The organism is Mesorhizobium sp. P2_C7 (assembly GCF_056404515.1).
This window is the reverse complement of sequence record NZ_JBFUDW010000010.1, coordinates 226,389-240,102: the sequence shown is the minus strand read 5'-3', so window position 1 is coordinate 240,102 and position 13,714 is coordinate 226,389. Positions and strand designations below refer to the sequence as shown.

General features: G+C 61.4%; 16 protein-coding genes. 5 read left to right on the top strand and 11 right to left on the bottom strand.

The genetic code is table 11. From position 1 onward, the window contains the following. Positions 1-388: 388 nt before the first annotated feature. From trxC to AC1D2G_RS21810, 3 genes are read right to left on the bottom strand one after another with little or no spacing between them, the layout of a single operon-like run. Positions 389-844 carry a thioredoxin TrxC gene (gene trxC / locus AC1D2G_RS21820; protein ID WP_477398166.1) on the bottom strand — a complete coding sequence of 152 codons (456 nt, stop codon included), beginning with the start codon at positions 842-844 and terminating at the stop codon, positions 389-391. Between the two features lie 21 nt (positions 845-865). After that, positions 866-2,719: a heavy metal translocating P-type ATPase gene (locus tag AC1D2G_RS21815; protein ID WP_477304569.1), complete on the bottom strand. Its 1,854-nt coding sequence runs from the start codon at positions 2,717-2,719 to the stop codon at positions 866-868. A 31-nt stretch (positions 2,720-2,750) separates the two neighbouring features. After that, a complete protein-coding gene (locus tag AC1D2G_RS21810; RefSeq protein ID WP_477304571.1) occupies positions 2,751-3,137 on the bottom strand; it encodes a DUF302 domain-containing protein in 387 nt (128 codons plus the stop codon). Positions 3,138-3,293: 156 nt separating this feature from the next. Between AC1D2G_RS21810 and AC1D2G_RS21805 the strand changes: the two genes are divergently transcribed. After that, positions 3,294-5,981 (top strand): bifunctional acetate--CoA ligase family protein/GNAT family N-acetyltransferase, encoded by a 2,688-nt coding sequence (locus tag AC1D2G_RS21805; protein WP_477304573.1) that lies wholly within the window; start codon positions 3,294-3,296, stop codon positions 5,979-5,981. Positions 5,982-5,994: 13 nt separating this feature from the next. Here the strand turns inward: AC1D2G_RS21805 and AC1D2G_RS21800 are convergent, their stop codons facing one another. Both AC1D2G_RS21800 and AC1D2G_RS21795 read right to left on the bottom strand, forming a co-directional pair. Beyond that, positions 5,995-7,548 carry a bifunctional aminoglycoside phosphotransferase/ATP-binding protein gene (locus AC1D2G_RS21800; RefSeq protein WP_477304574.1) on the bottom strand — a complete coding sequence of 518 codons (1,554 nt, stop codon included), beginning with the start codon at positions 7,546-7,548 and terminating at the stop codon, positions 5,995-5,997. Positions 7,549-7,601: 53 nt separating this feature from the next. Next, complete coding sequence (locus AC1D2G_RS21795) at positions 7,602-8,000, bottom strand: c-type cytochrome (RefSeq protein WP_477304575.1); 399 nt, start codon at positions 7,998-8,000, stop codon at positions 7,602-7,604. A gap of 174 nt (positions 8,001-8,174) precedes the next feature. Between AC1D2G_RS21795 and AC1D2G_RS21790 the strand changes: the two genes are divergently transcribed. Then, a complete protein-coding gene (locus AC1D2G_RS21790) occupies positions 8,175-9,011 on the top strand; it encodes a universal stress protein (RefSeq protein WP_477304576.1) in 837 nt (278 codons plus the stop codon). A 76-nt stretch (positions 9,012-9,087) separates the two neighbouring features. On the opposite strand, the gene AC1D2G_RS21785 is transcribed toward AC1D2G_RS21790, so the two are convergent. From AC1D2G_RS21785 to AC1D2G_RS21770, 4 genes are all read right to left on the bottom strand, one after another. Further along, positions 9,088-9,570, bottom strand: a complete 483-nt coding sequence (locus tag AC1D2G_RS21785) for a pyridoxamine 5'-phosphate oxidase family protein (RefSeq protein WP_477304578.1) — start codon at positions 9,568-9,570, stop codon at positions 9,088-9,090. Further along, the gene (locus AC1D2G_RS21780) at positions 9,551-10,240 is read right to left on the bottom strand and encodes a phosphoribosyltransferase (RefSeq protein ID WP_477304580.1); all 690 of its coding nucleotides are present in this window, start codon (positions 10,238-10,240) and stop codon (positions 9,551-9,553) included. Before AC1D2G_RS21780 ends, AC1D2G_RS21785 begins: the two co-directional genes overlap by 20 nt. 136 nt (positions 10,241-10,376) lie before the next feature. Beyond that, positions 10,377-10,742: a DUF2267 domain-containing protein gene (locus AC1D2G_RS21775; protein WP_477304582.1), complete on the bottom strand. Its 366-nt coding sequence runs from the start codon at positions 10,740-10,742 to the stop codon at positions 10,377-10,379. A gap of 28 nt (positions 10,743-10,770) precedes the next feature. Continuing rightward, a complete protein-coding gene (locus AC1D2G_RS21770; protein ID WP_477304584.1) occupies positions 10,771-11,595 on the bottom strand; it encodes a universal stress protein in 825 nt (274 codons plus the stop codon). Between the two features lie 219 nt (positions 11,596-11,814). Here AC1D2G_RS21770 and AC1D2G_RS21765 point away from each other — a divergent pair, with 219 nt between their 5' ends. Beyond that, a complete protein-coding gene (locus AC1D2G_RS21765) occupies positions 11,815-12,198 on the top strand; it encodes a phasin family protein (protein ID WP_477304586.1) in 384 nt (127 codons plus the stop codon). 26 nt (positions 12,199-12,224) lie between these two features. Beyond that, on the top strand, positions 12,225-12,575 hold the full coding sequence (locus AC1D2G_RS21760) for a c-type cytochrome (RefSeq protein ID WP_477304588.1): 351 nt from the start codon (positions 12,225-12,227) through the stop codon (positions 12,573-12,575). 105 nt (positions 12,576-12,680) lie between these two features. On the opposite strand, the gene AC1D2G_RS21755 is transcribed toward AC1D2G_RS21760, so the two are convergent. Next, positions 12,681-13,067, bottom strand: a complete 387-nt coding sequence (locus tag AC1D2G_RS21755; RefSeq protein WP_477304590.1) for a translational machinery protein — start codon at positions 13,065-13,067, stop codon at positions 12,681-12,683. Between the two features lie 65 nt (positions 13,068-13,132). Continuing rightward, positions 13,133-13,378 (bottom strand): lipoyl domain-containing protein, encoded by a 246-nt coding sequence (locus AC1D2G_RS21750; RefSeq protein ID WP_477304592.1) that lies wholly within the window; start codon positions 13,376-13,378, stop codon positions 13,133-13,135. A 13-nt stretch (positions 13,379-13,391) separates the two neighbouring features. On the opposite strand from AC1D2G_RS21750, the gene AC1D2G_RS21745 reads away from it, so the two are divergent. Further along, a complete protein-coding gene (locus AC1D2G_RS21745) occupies positions 13,392-13,712 on the top strand; it encodes a hypothetical protein (protein WP_477304594.1) in 321 nt (106 codons plus the stop codon). Positions 13,713-13,714 lie beyond the last annotated feature (2 nt).

Here is a 13,714-nt window from a genome sequence, read left to right as displayed (position 1 = left end):
CCAGCGATCACAGCGACCAGGGTTGCGGCGGCCAGCGGCGACCAGAACCTGATCGGACCGGCAAACACCGCCAGTGACAGGTGACCGATCGTATTTGCCGCCAGCGCCGCCAGCAGCGCCTGACAGATCGTATACACGGACCGAATGCGTGATCAGCCGCAACGCACCGAGCAGGCGATTCGCCGACCAGCACCGATACCGCATCCGAGTGCTGGGTGCGGCCAGAATCCCGCCGAGCGCTGGATATTCCAAAGGTACGAATGCTGGCCGTGCGGCTGCGATCGGGCACCTCCCGCTCCCGCCAGCCGCGTTCTCCAGACCGACGAGCAAGCCAATTGCCAGGGCCAGTCCGAGCCGGGCAATGAACGGATCCATGGTGCGGCAATTTTCAGGCGGCGACCGTCGGAAGGCGGTCGCGAACCCACCTGACGATCTGGCCTGCTGTCATTGCGCCGGATGTGCGTGCGGTTTCTCGTCCGCCATGAAAGAGGATCATGGTCGGGATGCTGCGAATGCCGAACCTGGCCGCAACAGCCTGCTCATTGTCAGAATTGAGTTTGATCAGACGAACACGCGGCTCCAGTTCATTTGCTGCTGCATTGTAAGCCAGCGCCATCATCTTGCAGGGGCCGCACCACGGTGCCCAGACGTCGACGACAACGGGCAGGCTGCTACGAGTAATCTGACGATTGAAGGTCTCGGCGTCGACGTCCTGGGGGTGCCCCGAAAACAGTTTGGTCCCACACTTTCCGCATTTCGCCTCCCCCGCATTGCGAGCCGGCGGCAGGCGGTTGACCCCGCCGCATTTGCTGCAAACCACCAGGTTCTGCTGTGCCAAGGCCATTCACCGATTTGTGGTCATCTACTATGCGCGCCCGAAACGTCCATCGCCAAGAGTGCGCAGCGCGTTGAGAATAACCGCCACGTCGATCCCTTCCTGCAGCAATGCGCCTGCCACTGGCGTGATCTGCCCCATGGCCGCCGCAGCCATCGCTATCGCCGAGAGCGCCAGCCCGACAACGATGCTTTGCAGGGCGATCGCGCGCGTGCGTTGGGCGACCCGCACCGCCTCGGCGACAGGCTCCAGCCGGTCAGCGAGAACGATGACATCCGCCGCCTCGGAAGAGGCCGTCGCCCCGCGCGCGCCCATGGCGACGCCGACCGTCGCGGCGGCAAGAGCGGGTGCATCGTTGATGCCATCACCGACCATCATTGTTGGTGCCGTTGCTTTCTCGGCCTCTACAGTCGCGACTTTATCCGCTGGAACAGCATCTGCGACAATGACATCCAGATCCAGCATGGAAGAAATACGCTTTGCGGCGGCACCGTCATCACCTGTCAGCATGACCATGCGCGTGATGCCAGCCGAACGCAGATTGGCGAGCGCGTCGTGAGCATCGGCACGCAGCGCATCGCCGAAGGTGAAAATGCCGGCAAGGTGATTGCCGAGCGTGACAAAAACCCTCAACACCGGCTGGTCCCGGTATCGGTCTTCACCGCCTTTCGCCCATCTGGGCAGTGGTTTGTCGCCGAGCACGAGAGCCTGCGATCCCGCCGCGATGGACATGCTTTCGACCCGACCCTTCAGGCCCGCGCCCCGATGCTCGCGGACATCATGCGGATGCGAAAGCATCAGCTGCCTCCCGCGCGCCGCCCGGATGATCGAGTCTGCGAGCACATGGTGCGAGGCCTGTTCCAACGATGCCAACAACTGCAGCAGATGGTCGGCATTGCAGCCGGGTTCAGCTTCGATTTCGATGAGCTCGGCGCCGCCGATGGTCAAGGTGCCGGTCTTGTCGAAGATCGCGGTCCGAACCTGCGCAAGGGCCTCCAGCGCCGCCGAACCTTTCATCAAGATACCGGCGCGTGCAGCGCGGGACACGCCGCCGATGAAGGCAACAGGTGCGGCGAGAATGAGGGGGCAGGGCGTCGCGACGACCAGCACGGCGAGCGCCCGGATCGGATCGCCGGAGATAAACCACGCGATGCCGGAAACCAGCAAGGTGGCCGGCAACAGGAACAGGGCAAAACGGTCAGCCATGCGTATGAAGGGCGCTTTGGCGGTCTGCGCCGCCGCGACCATGCGCACGATCGCCGCATAAGTGCTCTGTTCTGCGAGGGCGGAAGCCCGCATGCTGAAGGTCTCGCCCGCGTTGACGGTGCCGCTGCGGAGCGTGTCGCCAGCGCTGCGCGGCACCGGCAATGGCTCTCCGGTCACCGCAGCCTCGTCGAGCGAGGCCGAAGCATCCAATAGGATGCCGTCGACGGGAAGCAGTTCTCCGGCACGTACCAGCAGAGTGTCGCCGACAGCGACCTCTTCGATGGGGATGGTTTCTGTTCCTTTTGTCGCCTTGCGATGTGCGACACGCGGCGACCGGTCGGTGAGTGCCTTGAGGTTCCGCTCGGCGCGGCCGCGGGCAAAATCTTCGAGCACGGTGCCGCCGGCATACATGATCGCGACAACCACCGCGGCTAGCGATTGGCCAAGCAGCAGCGCGGCGGACATCGAAACCAGCGCAATTGCATCGACACCGAAGCGGCCGATCCAGAAATCACGCAGAATGGAGATGGCGAGAGCCGCCACCACGGGCAAGGTCGCCATCGTCCAGATTGTGTCGGCCTCGATTGGTCCCAATCCGGTTCGCCAGACCCCGATTCCAACGGCGAGACCCAGGATGGCAATGACCAGCAATGCGCGCCGCAGCGCCGACTCGTTCATACAATGTCCCACAACCCTGATGGCCCTGGCGCTAGAGTTCGCGGACCATCTCCTCGAGCAGGCGCCGCACATCGTTCGCGACCTGCGCAAGCTCACGATTGCTGATAGCGCCCATTGAAGCGACCGGATCCACCGCTGCGACCTCTACCTTTCCTGGTCCGACCTCCGTGACGATTACGCTGCAAGGCAGCATGGTTCCGATCTTGTCTTCGGACTGAAGCGCCCGCCATGCGAGATGCGGATTGCACGCGCCCAGGATAACATAGGGCCTGAAATCTACGCCAAGCTTGGCCTTCATGGTCTGCTGGACGTCGATCGAGGTCAGAACGCCAAACCCCTTGCTTGCGAGCTTGTCGGTCACGTGGTCGATTACCGCCGTGAATGGCATGGCGACGATCTTGCTAAAATAGTAACCCATCTAACTCTCCAAACGTTGATCGCAACAGCTCGTCGCCACTTTGCGAGTGACCTTGCGTAGGAGCTAATCGCGATGGCCGCAGAACGCTTTGATCCAACGCAACGAACGGGCAAGATCGACTAGGCGATTATCGCCCACGAATGGGAGACATAACGGGTGACGATCCGAAATCTCGAACATGCGTTCGCTCCGAAGTCGGTTGCCGTGTTTGGGGCATCTTTGCGTGACGGCTCGGTCGGCCGTGTCGTCTTCGACAACATCGTCAATGGCGGCTTCGAAGGCGATATCTGGCCGGTCAACCCGAAATATTCCGAGGTCGCGGGTCGCCGCTGCTATTCCAAGGCGGCGGACCTTCCGGGTGTTCCGGACCTCGGTGTTATCGTCACGCCCCCTGGGATAGTTCCCGCCATCGTGCACGACCTTGCTGAAAAGGGCACGCGGGCGGCAGTTGTCATCACGGCTGGGCTGACACGTGAAAACGGCCTGCGCCAGGCGATGCTCGATGCCGCCAAGCCCAGTCTGTTCCGCATCATCGGGCCGAACACGGTCGGACTGATGATCCCGCCCGTCAAACTCAACGCCGGATTTGCACACATGGCCGCCAGGCCCGGCAACATCGCGCTGCTGTCGCAATCCGGCGCCATTGCCACGTCGCTGATCGACTGGGCGGCACACAACAATGTCGGCTTCTCGCAGATCGTCTCTCTCGGCGACATGGCGGATGTCGACGTGGGTGATTGTCTCGACATGCTGGCGGGCGATGCGCACACGCGCGCCATCGTGATGTATCTCGAAACCATTCCCAATCCGCGCAAGTTCATTTCGGCCGCCCGTGCCGCTGCACGCATCAAGCCGGTCATCGCGATCAAGTCTGGCCGCCACGAGCAATCAGCCAAAGCGGCCGCGACCCACACTGGCGCGCTGTCGGGCGCCGATCGCGTCGTCGATGCGGCATTGCTGCGCGCAGGCATCCTGCGCGTCAAAGGCCTGGCCGAGTTGTTCGATGCGGTTGAAACGACCGCCCGTTTCGCTCCGCTCGAGCGGACCCGGGTCGGCATCGTCACCAATGGCGGGGGCGCCGGTGTGCTCGCCGTCGATGAACTCATCGACTGCAAGGGCGAACTGGCCGAGCTCTCGCCAGAGACAATCGCCCGCCTGAATATCGCCCTGCCGCCTACATGGTCCCACGCCAATCCGGTCGACATCATCGGCGACGCCTCGCCGGAGCGCTACAGGGCCGCCGTTGAAGCCGTAGCGGCTGATCCCAGGGCCGACGTTGTCCTGGTCATGAACTGCCCGACGGGGCTTGGCTCGCCGCTAGCGGCAGCGGGCGCAGTGGCAACACTTTCCAAGGACGGCAAGATCGGCGGCAAACCGGTCCTGACCTGCTGGCTTGGCGAACACACGGCGCGCGAAGGGCGACGCGTTCTTCAGGACGCCGGCATTGCCAGTTTCGAGACGCCCGCCGATGCCGCAACCGCAGTCTCCTACCTGAGCGAATGGTCGCGAGCCCAGCGGGCATTGATGCGGACGCCCTCGAGTCGCAGCGAGGACACAACGAGCGACCGGGAAGCCGTGCTTGCCATATTCAGGCAGGTCGCCAGGGAAGGCCGGCGATTACTAACCGAGCCCGAAGCCAAGGCGGCGATCTCCGCCTATGGGATTCCGGTGCCCGAGACGATCGTCGCCAGATCTTCCACCGAAGTGGAGGCGGCGGCTGGGCGGCTTCTCAGGGCATCCAAGCAGGTCGTCGTCAAACTGCTGTCCAAGACGATCTCGCACAAGTCGGACGTTGGTGGGGTGGTGCTTGGCATCACTGCCGCCGCCGCCGCCGGCGAGGCCGCACGCTCAATCGAGGTGGGTGTGCGCAAGCACGCTCCGCAAGCCGATATCGAGGGCTATGCAGTCCAGCCGATGGTGATACGAAGACAGGCGCAGGAATTGATCCTTGGCGTCAGTCGCGATCCAATCTTCGGCCCGGCGATGCTGTTTGGAGCCGGTGGCGTCGCGGTTGAGGTGACGGACGATACCGCGATCGCACTGCCGCCGCTCGACGATGTTCTTGCCGGTGACTTGATCGGGCAAACGCGGATCGGTCGCCTGCTTGCCGGGTTCCGAGATCGCAAGCCGGCGGATCGGCAGGCGATCGTTGCCGCGCTGAACGGCCTGTCCCAGATGATCGTCGACTTTCCGTGTCTCGTTTCGATGGACATCAACCCGTTGCTGGCCGACGCCGAGGGTGTAATTGCGCTCGATGCCCGCATCGAGATCGAGCCCGCGCGGGTGGAGGAGCCTGGCCCCAACCCGACGCTTGCCATCAGGCCCTATCCGTCGGATTGGGAAAAGGAGTTTTCGACCGGCGGCACGCACTATCATATCCGGCCTATCAAGCCGGCCGATATCGCGCTCTATCCCGAATTCCTAGCCAGGGTTTCGCCTGACGATCTGCGCCTGCGTTTTCTGTCGCCGCGCAAGAGCTTCTCCGACCAGATGCTGAAGCGACTCACCCAACTCGACTACGATCGCAACATGGCTTTCGTCGCTCTGGAGACGAGCTCTGGCGCATTGGCGGGTATCAGCCGTCTGTCTTGCGATCCGGACCACGTTGCTGCCGAATACGCCTTGCTGGTCCGCACCGATCTGCAGGGTCATGGTCTGGGCTGGGAATTGCTCAGGCAGATCGTTGACTACGCAAAAGCCGATGGGATCCGCCGCATCGAAGGCATTGTGCTTAGCGAAAATAGCAAGATGCTGGCAATGTGCCGCGAATTCGGCTTCTCGATAACGCATCTTCCGAATGATCCCGGCCTCGTGGAGGCCACGCTCGAACTCCGTCGGGATTGATCATCCGAACCAGTCAGGAGGCTGTGCGCAGGGTCTTGGAAGTATCGCTCTTGGAAACCTCTCTCAGTTCCGTAACGATGTCGACGAGCTCTTGGTCGGCGTTGATCTTGCGCCAGCCGGACTGGGTGGTATTACGCTGCAATTGCCGCGAGAGGATGTCTATGGTGGCGTCTGAAGGGCCGCCCTTGCGTTCACTGACCCGCTGCCAAAGGACGAGTGGATCCGCCTCCAACCAAAATCCGGAGAACGGGATACCCCGGTCGCGCGCCGCCTTCTCGATCCGCTCACGATCGGCCGGCCTGTCGAAAACGGCATCGGCGACGACAGAGCAGCCCTCGGAAAGGATAAGCCCGGCGCGCCACGCCATTTCGCGGTAGACGCGATCGGAGACCTCGGGCCGGTAAGCCCGGTTCGGCAGCCTGGTTTCCGCGGGCACTCCATGCATGGCCTTGCGGATGCGATCGCTTTCAACAATGCGGGCGCCGGGTGGCGCTCCGATATAGGCGGCGAGCGCCTCCGCTGTGGTCGTTTTCCCGGACCCGCTCAGGCCACCGATGGCAACGAGCCGTGGCGAGGTATCCTGGAGAAATGTCCGGGCAAGTTCGAAGTAGGATCTGGCCTCGGCAATCAACTTTTCGGAATCTTCGCTGCCTTCCTCAACCTGGGTCGCGGTGACATGAGCGCGCACCGCGGCTCGCACTGCCATGAAGAAAGGCAGCAGGATGAAACCGTCCTCATCGTCGGCTTCATCAAGGTAGCGGTTCAACACCAGATTGGCGAACCGGGGAAAACCCCGGTGCCAAAGATCCATCAGCAGAAAGGCAAGGTCGTACAGAACATCGATGCTGGCGATCTGGTCGTTGAATTCGATGCAATCGAAGAGGCGGGGCTCGTCGTCGAAGAGGCAGATGTTGCGCAGGTGTAGATCGCCATGGCACCGGCGGATCTTGCCCGCGGCTTCGCGACGATCGAGCAATCCGGAATGGCGGGCGAAGGCGGTGCGGAAGGTTTCGGCAAAGGTCTTGACCTCCGCCTCCGTGAAAACATGGCTGGTGGCAAACCCTGCCTCGTTGATGTCGAGCACACCCGCAATGTTGGACGACCCGCTGCCATTGTGGATCGTCGGCGCGGCACGGTGATACCCCACGATCACGCGTGCGACAGCCGTCATCAATGCCGGGGTCAATTCTCCTGCGGTTGCCATCCGATCTAACAGCCTTGACTGATCGAAGCGGACCATCTCGATCGCGGCCTCGACCATCTGACCGGTGCCGTCAAAGGCCAGTCTGCCGCCCGCCTCGCGCGTGATGCGACGCACACTCCGATACAGATCGGGTGCCGTCTTCGAGTTGAGTTCCACCTCCTTCTCGCAAGCGCTGAGCCTAAGGGCCGGCGTCGAGAAATCGACATAGGGCAGTTTGACTGCCCGCTTCATCTTGAAGGCGCGTTCGCCAGTCAGAAAAATACGCGAGATATGGGTCTCGATCGCCTCGACCGGCGTAGTCGCGCCGTATGAGGCAGGATCAAGCAGAAACGCGATAGCGGCTTGCTGGCCGTCAACGATCATGGTTCGCTATCCTCGATGTTGCGTCTTCCGGAGACTGTTTCCATCATCTGCTCTCATCGTTGCAGCGTCTGGACATAACCGGCCAGATCATGGATCCGTTCCCTGGTGACGATTTCCCCGGCGTTCGGACCATATTTCTTCACGTCGCCGGGGAGGAACTCGCGACCCCAGACCGGCATGTCGCGATCGCCGTGCTCCGGCACCATTGTGCGGCCGTCGATCATGGCGAAAACGCGCCAATAGGGAAACGCGCCGCCATTGTGTTTCGAAAGACGGGTCAGGTCAGCCGGCCGCTTGATCAATTCGTCGCCGAGCGGTCCGTCGCCCTTGCCTTCCGGACCGTGGCATACGGCACAGGAGTTCATGTATTCCGCCTTGCCGTTGCCGAGTTCCTGGGCGTCCGTCGCATTGAAGGGCAAAACCGCCAAGGCCACCGCGATCAGGAACTTCATCTGCGTTCCCCCGATTGATTGGCGCAAGCCTACAGCCCCGGCTCGACAGTGCGTTGATGCGGATCAAATGCCGCCGCACCAAAGTGTTTGATTCAGCGCAATGAACGCACCAGCCCCTCTCGCTTACGCTTCAGCAACGATTGAACTTTCTTTCGAAATGAGGAGTTTGTTGCCGTGACGTTCAAGACACTGCTTACGGTTACCGGACCGAACCAGGGCGAGGGCGATCTCAAGCTGGCCGCCGGCCTGTGCGAACAGATCGGCGCCCATCTCTCGGTGCTCGTTCTCGAGCTGGCCGCACCACCTTCAGGCAGTGCGCATCTGGGTGTCGTTTCGCCAGCCTGGTTTGAGGAGCGTCAGGTCGAGGTCAACAGGCTCAAGAAGCGAATCTCGACAGTCGGCGCCTTTCTTTCGCACAGCGAGGTATCGGCTGATCTGAGCGACGACTACCCCGACACGGCCTGGGCGGACGAAGTCATCGGAAGGCGCGCCCGCTATGCCGATCTGACCGTTCTTGGCCCAGATCTGCTCACAAGCCCGACACTCAGGGATAAAGTCATCCAAGGAGCGCTGTTCTCATCGGGAAAGCCTATCCTGCTAGTTCCCGAGGGCGTGCGGCCAACGCTGAAGCCGAAACGCATCCTGGTTGCTTGGGACGCCCGCCTTGAGTCAGCGCGCGCCGTTCGCGAGTCGCTCGACATGCTGAAAGGTGCTGATGATGTGCGCCTCGTCATGGTCGACCCGATCGAGGACGAGTTCCATCACGGCGCAGAACCCGGAGCAGATGCCGCGACCTATCTTGCCCGGCACGGCGTGAAGGTTACGGTCGAACGACTGCCGAGCGCGGACCATTCTGTCGCCGACGTGCTTCGTCAGCATGCAGGTGACGTTGCAGCGGAGCTTATCATTATGGGTGCCTATGGTCATTCCCGGTTGCGCGAGAGGATTTTCGGCGGCGTCACCAAATCGATGCTTGAAGGGCAATCTCTGCCGGTTTTGATGGCTCGATAAATTCGACCGCAGCGAACAACGGGCTGGCGCAGATTACGCCGGCCCATTCCATATATAGCAACGAAGGGAAGCGAAGCTACGCACTTGCTCCTCGTCCCGACAACTGCACGATGAGGATTCGGAAGAAAACATGCGGTGCACTCTCGGCCGTGGGAGGAACGACCGGCTTGAGTGCGCCAGGTTCCCACCAGTCCGGGTACTTGCTCAAGACCGCCCAGGCATGATCTCGTTCGAGCTTGTAGCCGATACGATCAGGCAGTTCTTCGTAGCGACCATCGACGACGACGCTTCTCCATCCTCGTCCCTGGCCAGGTTCGTCGACCTGGACGGACACCAGCGGATTGGCTCGCATCCAGTCGATCTTCTTGCCCGGCATGGAAAACGCGTAAAGATGAGCAGCCGCATGGGCGTAGTGGAAGGGCACGACGTAGGGCTGCCCGTCCTTCGTGCATGCCAAGCGGCCAACGCGATTGGTCGTCAGGATTTTCGTGCACTCCAAGGCCGAAAGTGTGCGGACAAGCGTGACGTGATCTCCTCTTCTATCTAGCTCTTGAACCATCGCCGGCGACGTGCCGATGGCCAGTCTTGTACAGCTTGGCAGCCTCGTCCATGGCGGCAATCACTTCGCTGTCAGAGAGCTGCGGAAACCGCAGGTAGTGGTGACCCAGGGTACGGAACCGCCCTGGCTGGCTGAGGCATACCAAACGGTCCGCTTCCCTTGCCAAATCAGCCGCAGTGTCCGGCGGAGAGACCGGAACAGCAACGATGATTTCCCGTGGCGAGCGATGCCGCAGCGCACGGATCGCGACCTTCATGGTTGTGCCGGTCGCTGCACCGTCATCCACGATGATCGCTGTCTTGCCAGCAATCGACATGGGCCGCCGGTTGCCTCGATAGGCAATGCACCGGCGCTCGAGTTCAGGACGTTCCTTGGCGACCAAGACACGAAGCGCGTCGTCGTCGAGCGCGTAGGCCTCGACGATCTCACGGTTCAACACAACGTCCCCAGGCTCGCCATCGACGATCGCGGCAACTGCCAGCTCGGAATTGCCGGGGGCGCCAATCTTGCGGACAATGAGCAGATCAAGAGGAGCATTCAGGGCCCTGGCCACTTCCACCGCGACAGGAACGCCACCTCGCGGCAAAGCCAGCACGACAGGCTGGTGCAGTTGAAGCCTGCTCAGTTCCGTGCCGAGCTTCTCCCCAGCCTCTTTGCGGTCGCGGAACATCGGTCAATCTACCGGCCACAGTTTTCGAAGCGACTTCTTCATCGAGGTTCTTACCTGCTCAATTTCGCTATGCGTAATGTGACGGTCGAGAACTTTGAACACCGCGTTGATTGCGACATCGAAATCGACGTCCTCATCATAGCCGAAACTGGTTCAGACGCTGAGGATCACTTTTCTTGCGCTCACGCACAAGCACCGATGGATTCCAGCCTTCGAAGTAGATGCCACGGATCAAGACGGGCAGTTGCGCGGAAAGATCGGCCATCTCCGCTGGCGACAGCCAGTCTCGCACCGTGTGCAAAACGGACCGCAGGAGGCGACACGCGCTCGGTTCGCTCCAGCAAAGATCCCTGGCAAGCTCGTTGACCCCCTGCTGCGCCTGCTGAGCAGCGTGGGTGAAACTGCCGAAAGAGGTATGGGACAGCTGGCTCATGGCATGCTCCTTGAAGTTTCCATCTTCATCCCGAAGCGTCGAGGGCGTCTGCGCATTGCGCCGGATCAATTGGGCCTCCACGCACGGGCGCGCCACCTCAGTTCGAGATGAGCCGATGGAACGACCCGCTCTGGAGTAGCGAGCGCGTCACGCCGCCAAAAGTCGTTTCCTGCACACGGCTGTGACCATAGCCGCCGAGAACAATGAGATCGGCCGCGATCTCCTGTCCGATCTGGAGGAGGATCTCCGCTGGTTCGGAGCACCGCGCATCCAACACTTTCGATCGCGCCTTCACCCCGTGGCGTCTCAGGAAGAGTTCGACATCTGCAACATTGTCCCGAGGTGCGGTATCCCCATTATCTACGGTGACGATCACAACATCCCGGGCGTCGATCAGGAAGGGCATGGCGTCAACAACGGCACGCCGCGCTTCCCGCGTGTCATTCCATGCAATCAGGATGCTTTCGGCCTTGATCGGAGCACAGGGTTCCGACGCCACAAGTATCGGGCGGCCGGCTGCTAGGATGAAGCTTGCGATGTCCAGGGCGCGGTGATGGTCTACTATCAGATCGGCCGTCGGCGACCCAGTTACGATCAGGTCGGCGGCGCGTGCATTAAGCGCAAGTTGAAGGGTCGGATTTCCTATTTCGCCGCGCCACGAGGCGCGATTGCCGCCGTTGACAGTGCTTAGGAATTCCTCGCTCAAGCAGTTGAGGCGACCCTCTATCTCCTCCACCTGAGACCATATGGCCTTTGTGGCGGCCCTGTCGTCAGTGCCGGTTGGCATGACAAAATGTGGCTCCGCCGCACAGAAGCCGATCAGATCGGCATCATGCCGTTGCGCAAAGTCCCACGCGACGGAGATGAGCGGTGCGCCGATGGCGTCCACGTCCAGTTGAACCATGATCGTCTTGAAAGCCATCGTTTCGGCCCTTTTTGCTTTCGAGGCGAGCTAGCCACGAAGAAAGGGCAAGGGCCTTGATGCGTGTCAAATACGGCGAGACCTGATGGCGCTCGATTGCCCGTGCACTCCGGTAAAGGTCATGCGCCTTGATCTTAATCAATGACCCGACGACGAATGGCGGTAGCGTTGTCTGGCGGACACTTTGTTTGCGCCGCCTCACAAGGGAGTTCACCGATCATGCAGATCCAACCGGAGCCGTGGCAATTCGGCACGCAACCCTTGCCGATGGCGGAAAATGGCCAGAAGCTCATCCTCGCTGCCGCGTCTCTTCAGGCGCACGCCTTCAAGGCGGTGATGCGCTATCAGATCGAAACGCTGGCGTTTCTGAAACATCGTTACGAGCAGGATGTTAAGCTGGCCGAGGATCTCATCGACGGTTCCGAATTCAGCGACGCCTTCGACATCTTTTCCACCTTTCTGCAGAATGCGGCATCGGAATACGCCACCGAAGCCGGCAAGGTCGCGTCGCTGACCTCCAAGCTCGCTTCGGAAACGGCCAGCCGCGTGCGCAACGAAGCCAAAACCGCTGTCGAGGACGTTGCAGCAAAGACAGTCGCGTAGATCGGGGAATGCGGAGGCCTCCAACCATGAACGCCTGTATGAGCAGCGGTGGTCACTGGCGTCTACGGGTTTGCGTGCTTGCGGCGGTATTGCTTGGTTCCGTGGTGCCGGCGCTCGCGGACAGCCTGGCGGAACACGGCAAGGCCCTGGTGGAGTTCAATTGCGCCCGCTGCCACGCCATTGGAAAAACCGACGTGAGCAGCCACCCGGACGCTCCTGCCTTTCGCACCCTGTCAAAGCGCTATCCGATCTCGGATCTCGAGGAAGCACTCGCCGAAGGCATTTCGACCGGCCACCCGGACATGCCTGAGTGGGTTGCCAGCCCCGACCAGATCGAGGCAATCATCGCCTACATCAGCAGCTTGCAACAACCATGATCGAGGCCACGGAGATGGCAGGCACGATTGGATCTCACGCCAGCAGCTCGGAGACATGCAGTCGACCTCGCGGCCGATCGCGGTCCCAGTAGCCCAGGACTGAAGCTAGGGCAACATCCGGTCAGCTGCACGGAAGAACGATCGAGCATGCGCCACGATCTGGGCCTCCGTTGGATGATCCGCCGGCTCAACGCCGACAATGCGATCCTTCAAGTGGGGATGGTGGTCGCGGATATGCTTGGCCAACTCATCCTTTGCCTCTCCCGGCCCCACGATCAGCCATTCCTTCGCCGGTTGCAGGGCGCTGACGACATCGTCGTAGAAGGCTCGGTTTTCCGACGCCCGCTTGCCATCTACCGAGCCTGCCTTGTTATGGGTCTGAAGATGCGCAAGCGTAGTGACAAGCCTCACGCTTGCGGCTGTCTGACGATTGAAGAAAAACACCTTGGCTTCGCGATGGTCCAGCCAGGCGACGGCATGTTGGGCCTGCATATCTATACATCCTTAAGGTTATTGTTGAGGCTGAGCGCAAACGCCGCCGTAAGGCGTGGAATGCCTCACGACTGCGGCTCCAGCGTTGCGAGGATCGAGCCGGGTTCGATGACGGCATTCGCTGTTGCGACAATCGTCGCGCGGCCACCGGCCGGCGCGACAATCTCGTGCAGTGCGTCTTCAACGCGAACTTCGGCTATTCGCTCAGCGGCCTTGATCGTGTCGCCGCTGGCAATGAACCAACGCTCCAGAATGCCCTCGGGCAACATGCTGGACGCCCATAGCGCTTCGTCGACCTTGATACACTGCATCGCAATTCTCCTTGTGCGGCCGAATGATATTCCCCTCGCCACGGCGGCCCTTGATCCGGATCAAGAGCTACGCGACGCGAGCCTCTCGGAGGCGGCCTGCAATCGGCGCGCGTTTGACCGGCATCAAGGCGTTGAGCGCCAGCGGGTGCACTTCATCATGCATTCGATCGCCCAGCGAAAGGCGTCCGCTATGTCCTACAAGTCAATTGTCGTGACCCTAGCCATAGATGCGTCTCCGGCGCGCTATGGTCAAAGCCGTCTGCGGGAATGGGCGTTCGGCGGGGTCAACCGCGTGCTGATCGAAGAGAGCAGCACCGACCGCTTTAGGTCGTAGTG

Bases quoted from the DNA above. Each gene is read 5' to 3' on its own strand.
- AC1D2G_RS21785 (WP_477304578.1), bottom strand. From the start codon at position 9,570: ATGGTTCAAGAGCTAGATAGAAGAGGAGATCACGTCACGCTTGTCCGC.
- AC1D2G_RS21760 (WP_477304588.1), top strand. From the start codon at position 12,225: ATGAACGCCTGTATGAGCAGCGGTGGTCACTGGCGTCTACGGGTTTGC.
- AC1D2G_RS21815 (WP_477304569.1), bottom strand. From the start codon at position 2,719: ATGAACGAGTCGGCGCTGCGGCGCGCATTGCTGGTCATTGCCATCCTG.
- AC1D2G_RS21780 (WP_477304580.1), bottom strand. From the start codon at position 10,240: ATGTTCCGCGACCGCAAAGAGGCTGGGGAGAAGCTCGGCACGGAACTG.
- AC1D2G_RS21770 (WP_477304584.1), bottom strand. From the start codon at position 11,595: ATGGCTTTCAAGACGATCATGGTTCAACTGGACGTGGACGCCATCGGC.
- AC1D2G_RS21800 (WP_477304574.1), bottom strand. From the start codon at position 7,548: ATGATCGTTGACGGCCAGCAAGCCGCTATCGCGTTTCTGCTTGATCCT.
- AC1D2G_RS21810 (WP_477304571.1), bottom strand. From the start codon at position 3,137: ATGGGTTACTATTTTAGCAAGATCGTCGCCATGCCATTCACGGCGGTA.
- trxC (WP_477398166.1), bottom strand. From the start codon at position 844: ATGGCCTTGGCACAGCAGAACCTGGTGGTTTGCAGCAAATGCGGCGGG.
- AC1D2G_RS21750 (WP_477304592.1), bottom strand. From the start codon at position 13,378: ATGCAGTGTATCAAGGTCGACGAAGCGCTATGGGCGTCCAGCATGTTG.
- AC1D2G_RS21765 (WP_477304586.1), top strand. From the start codon at position 11,815: ATGCAGATCCAACCGGAGCCGTGGCAATTCGGCACGCAACCCTTGCCG.
- AC1D2G_RS21755 (WP_477304590.1), bottom strand. From the start codon at position 13,067: ATGCAGGCCCAACATGCCGTCGCCTGGCTGGACCATCGCGAAGCCAAG.
- AC1D2G_RS21795 (WP_477304575.1), bottom strand. From the start codon at position 8,000: ATGAAGTTCCTGATCGCGGTGGCCTTGGCGGTTTTGCCCTTCAATGCG.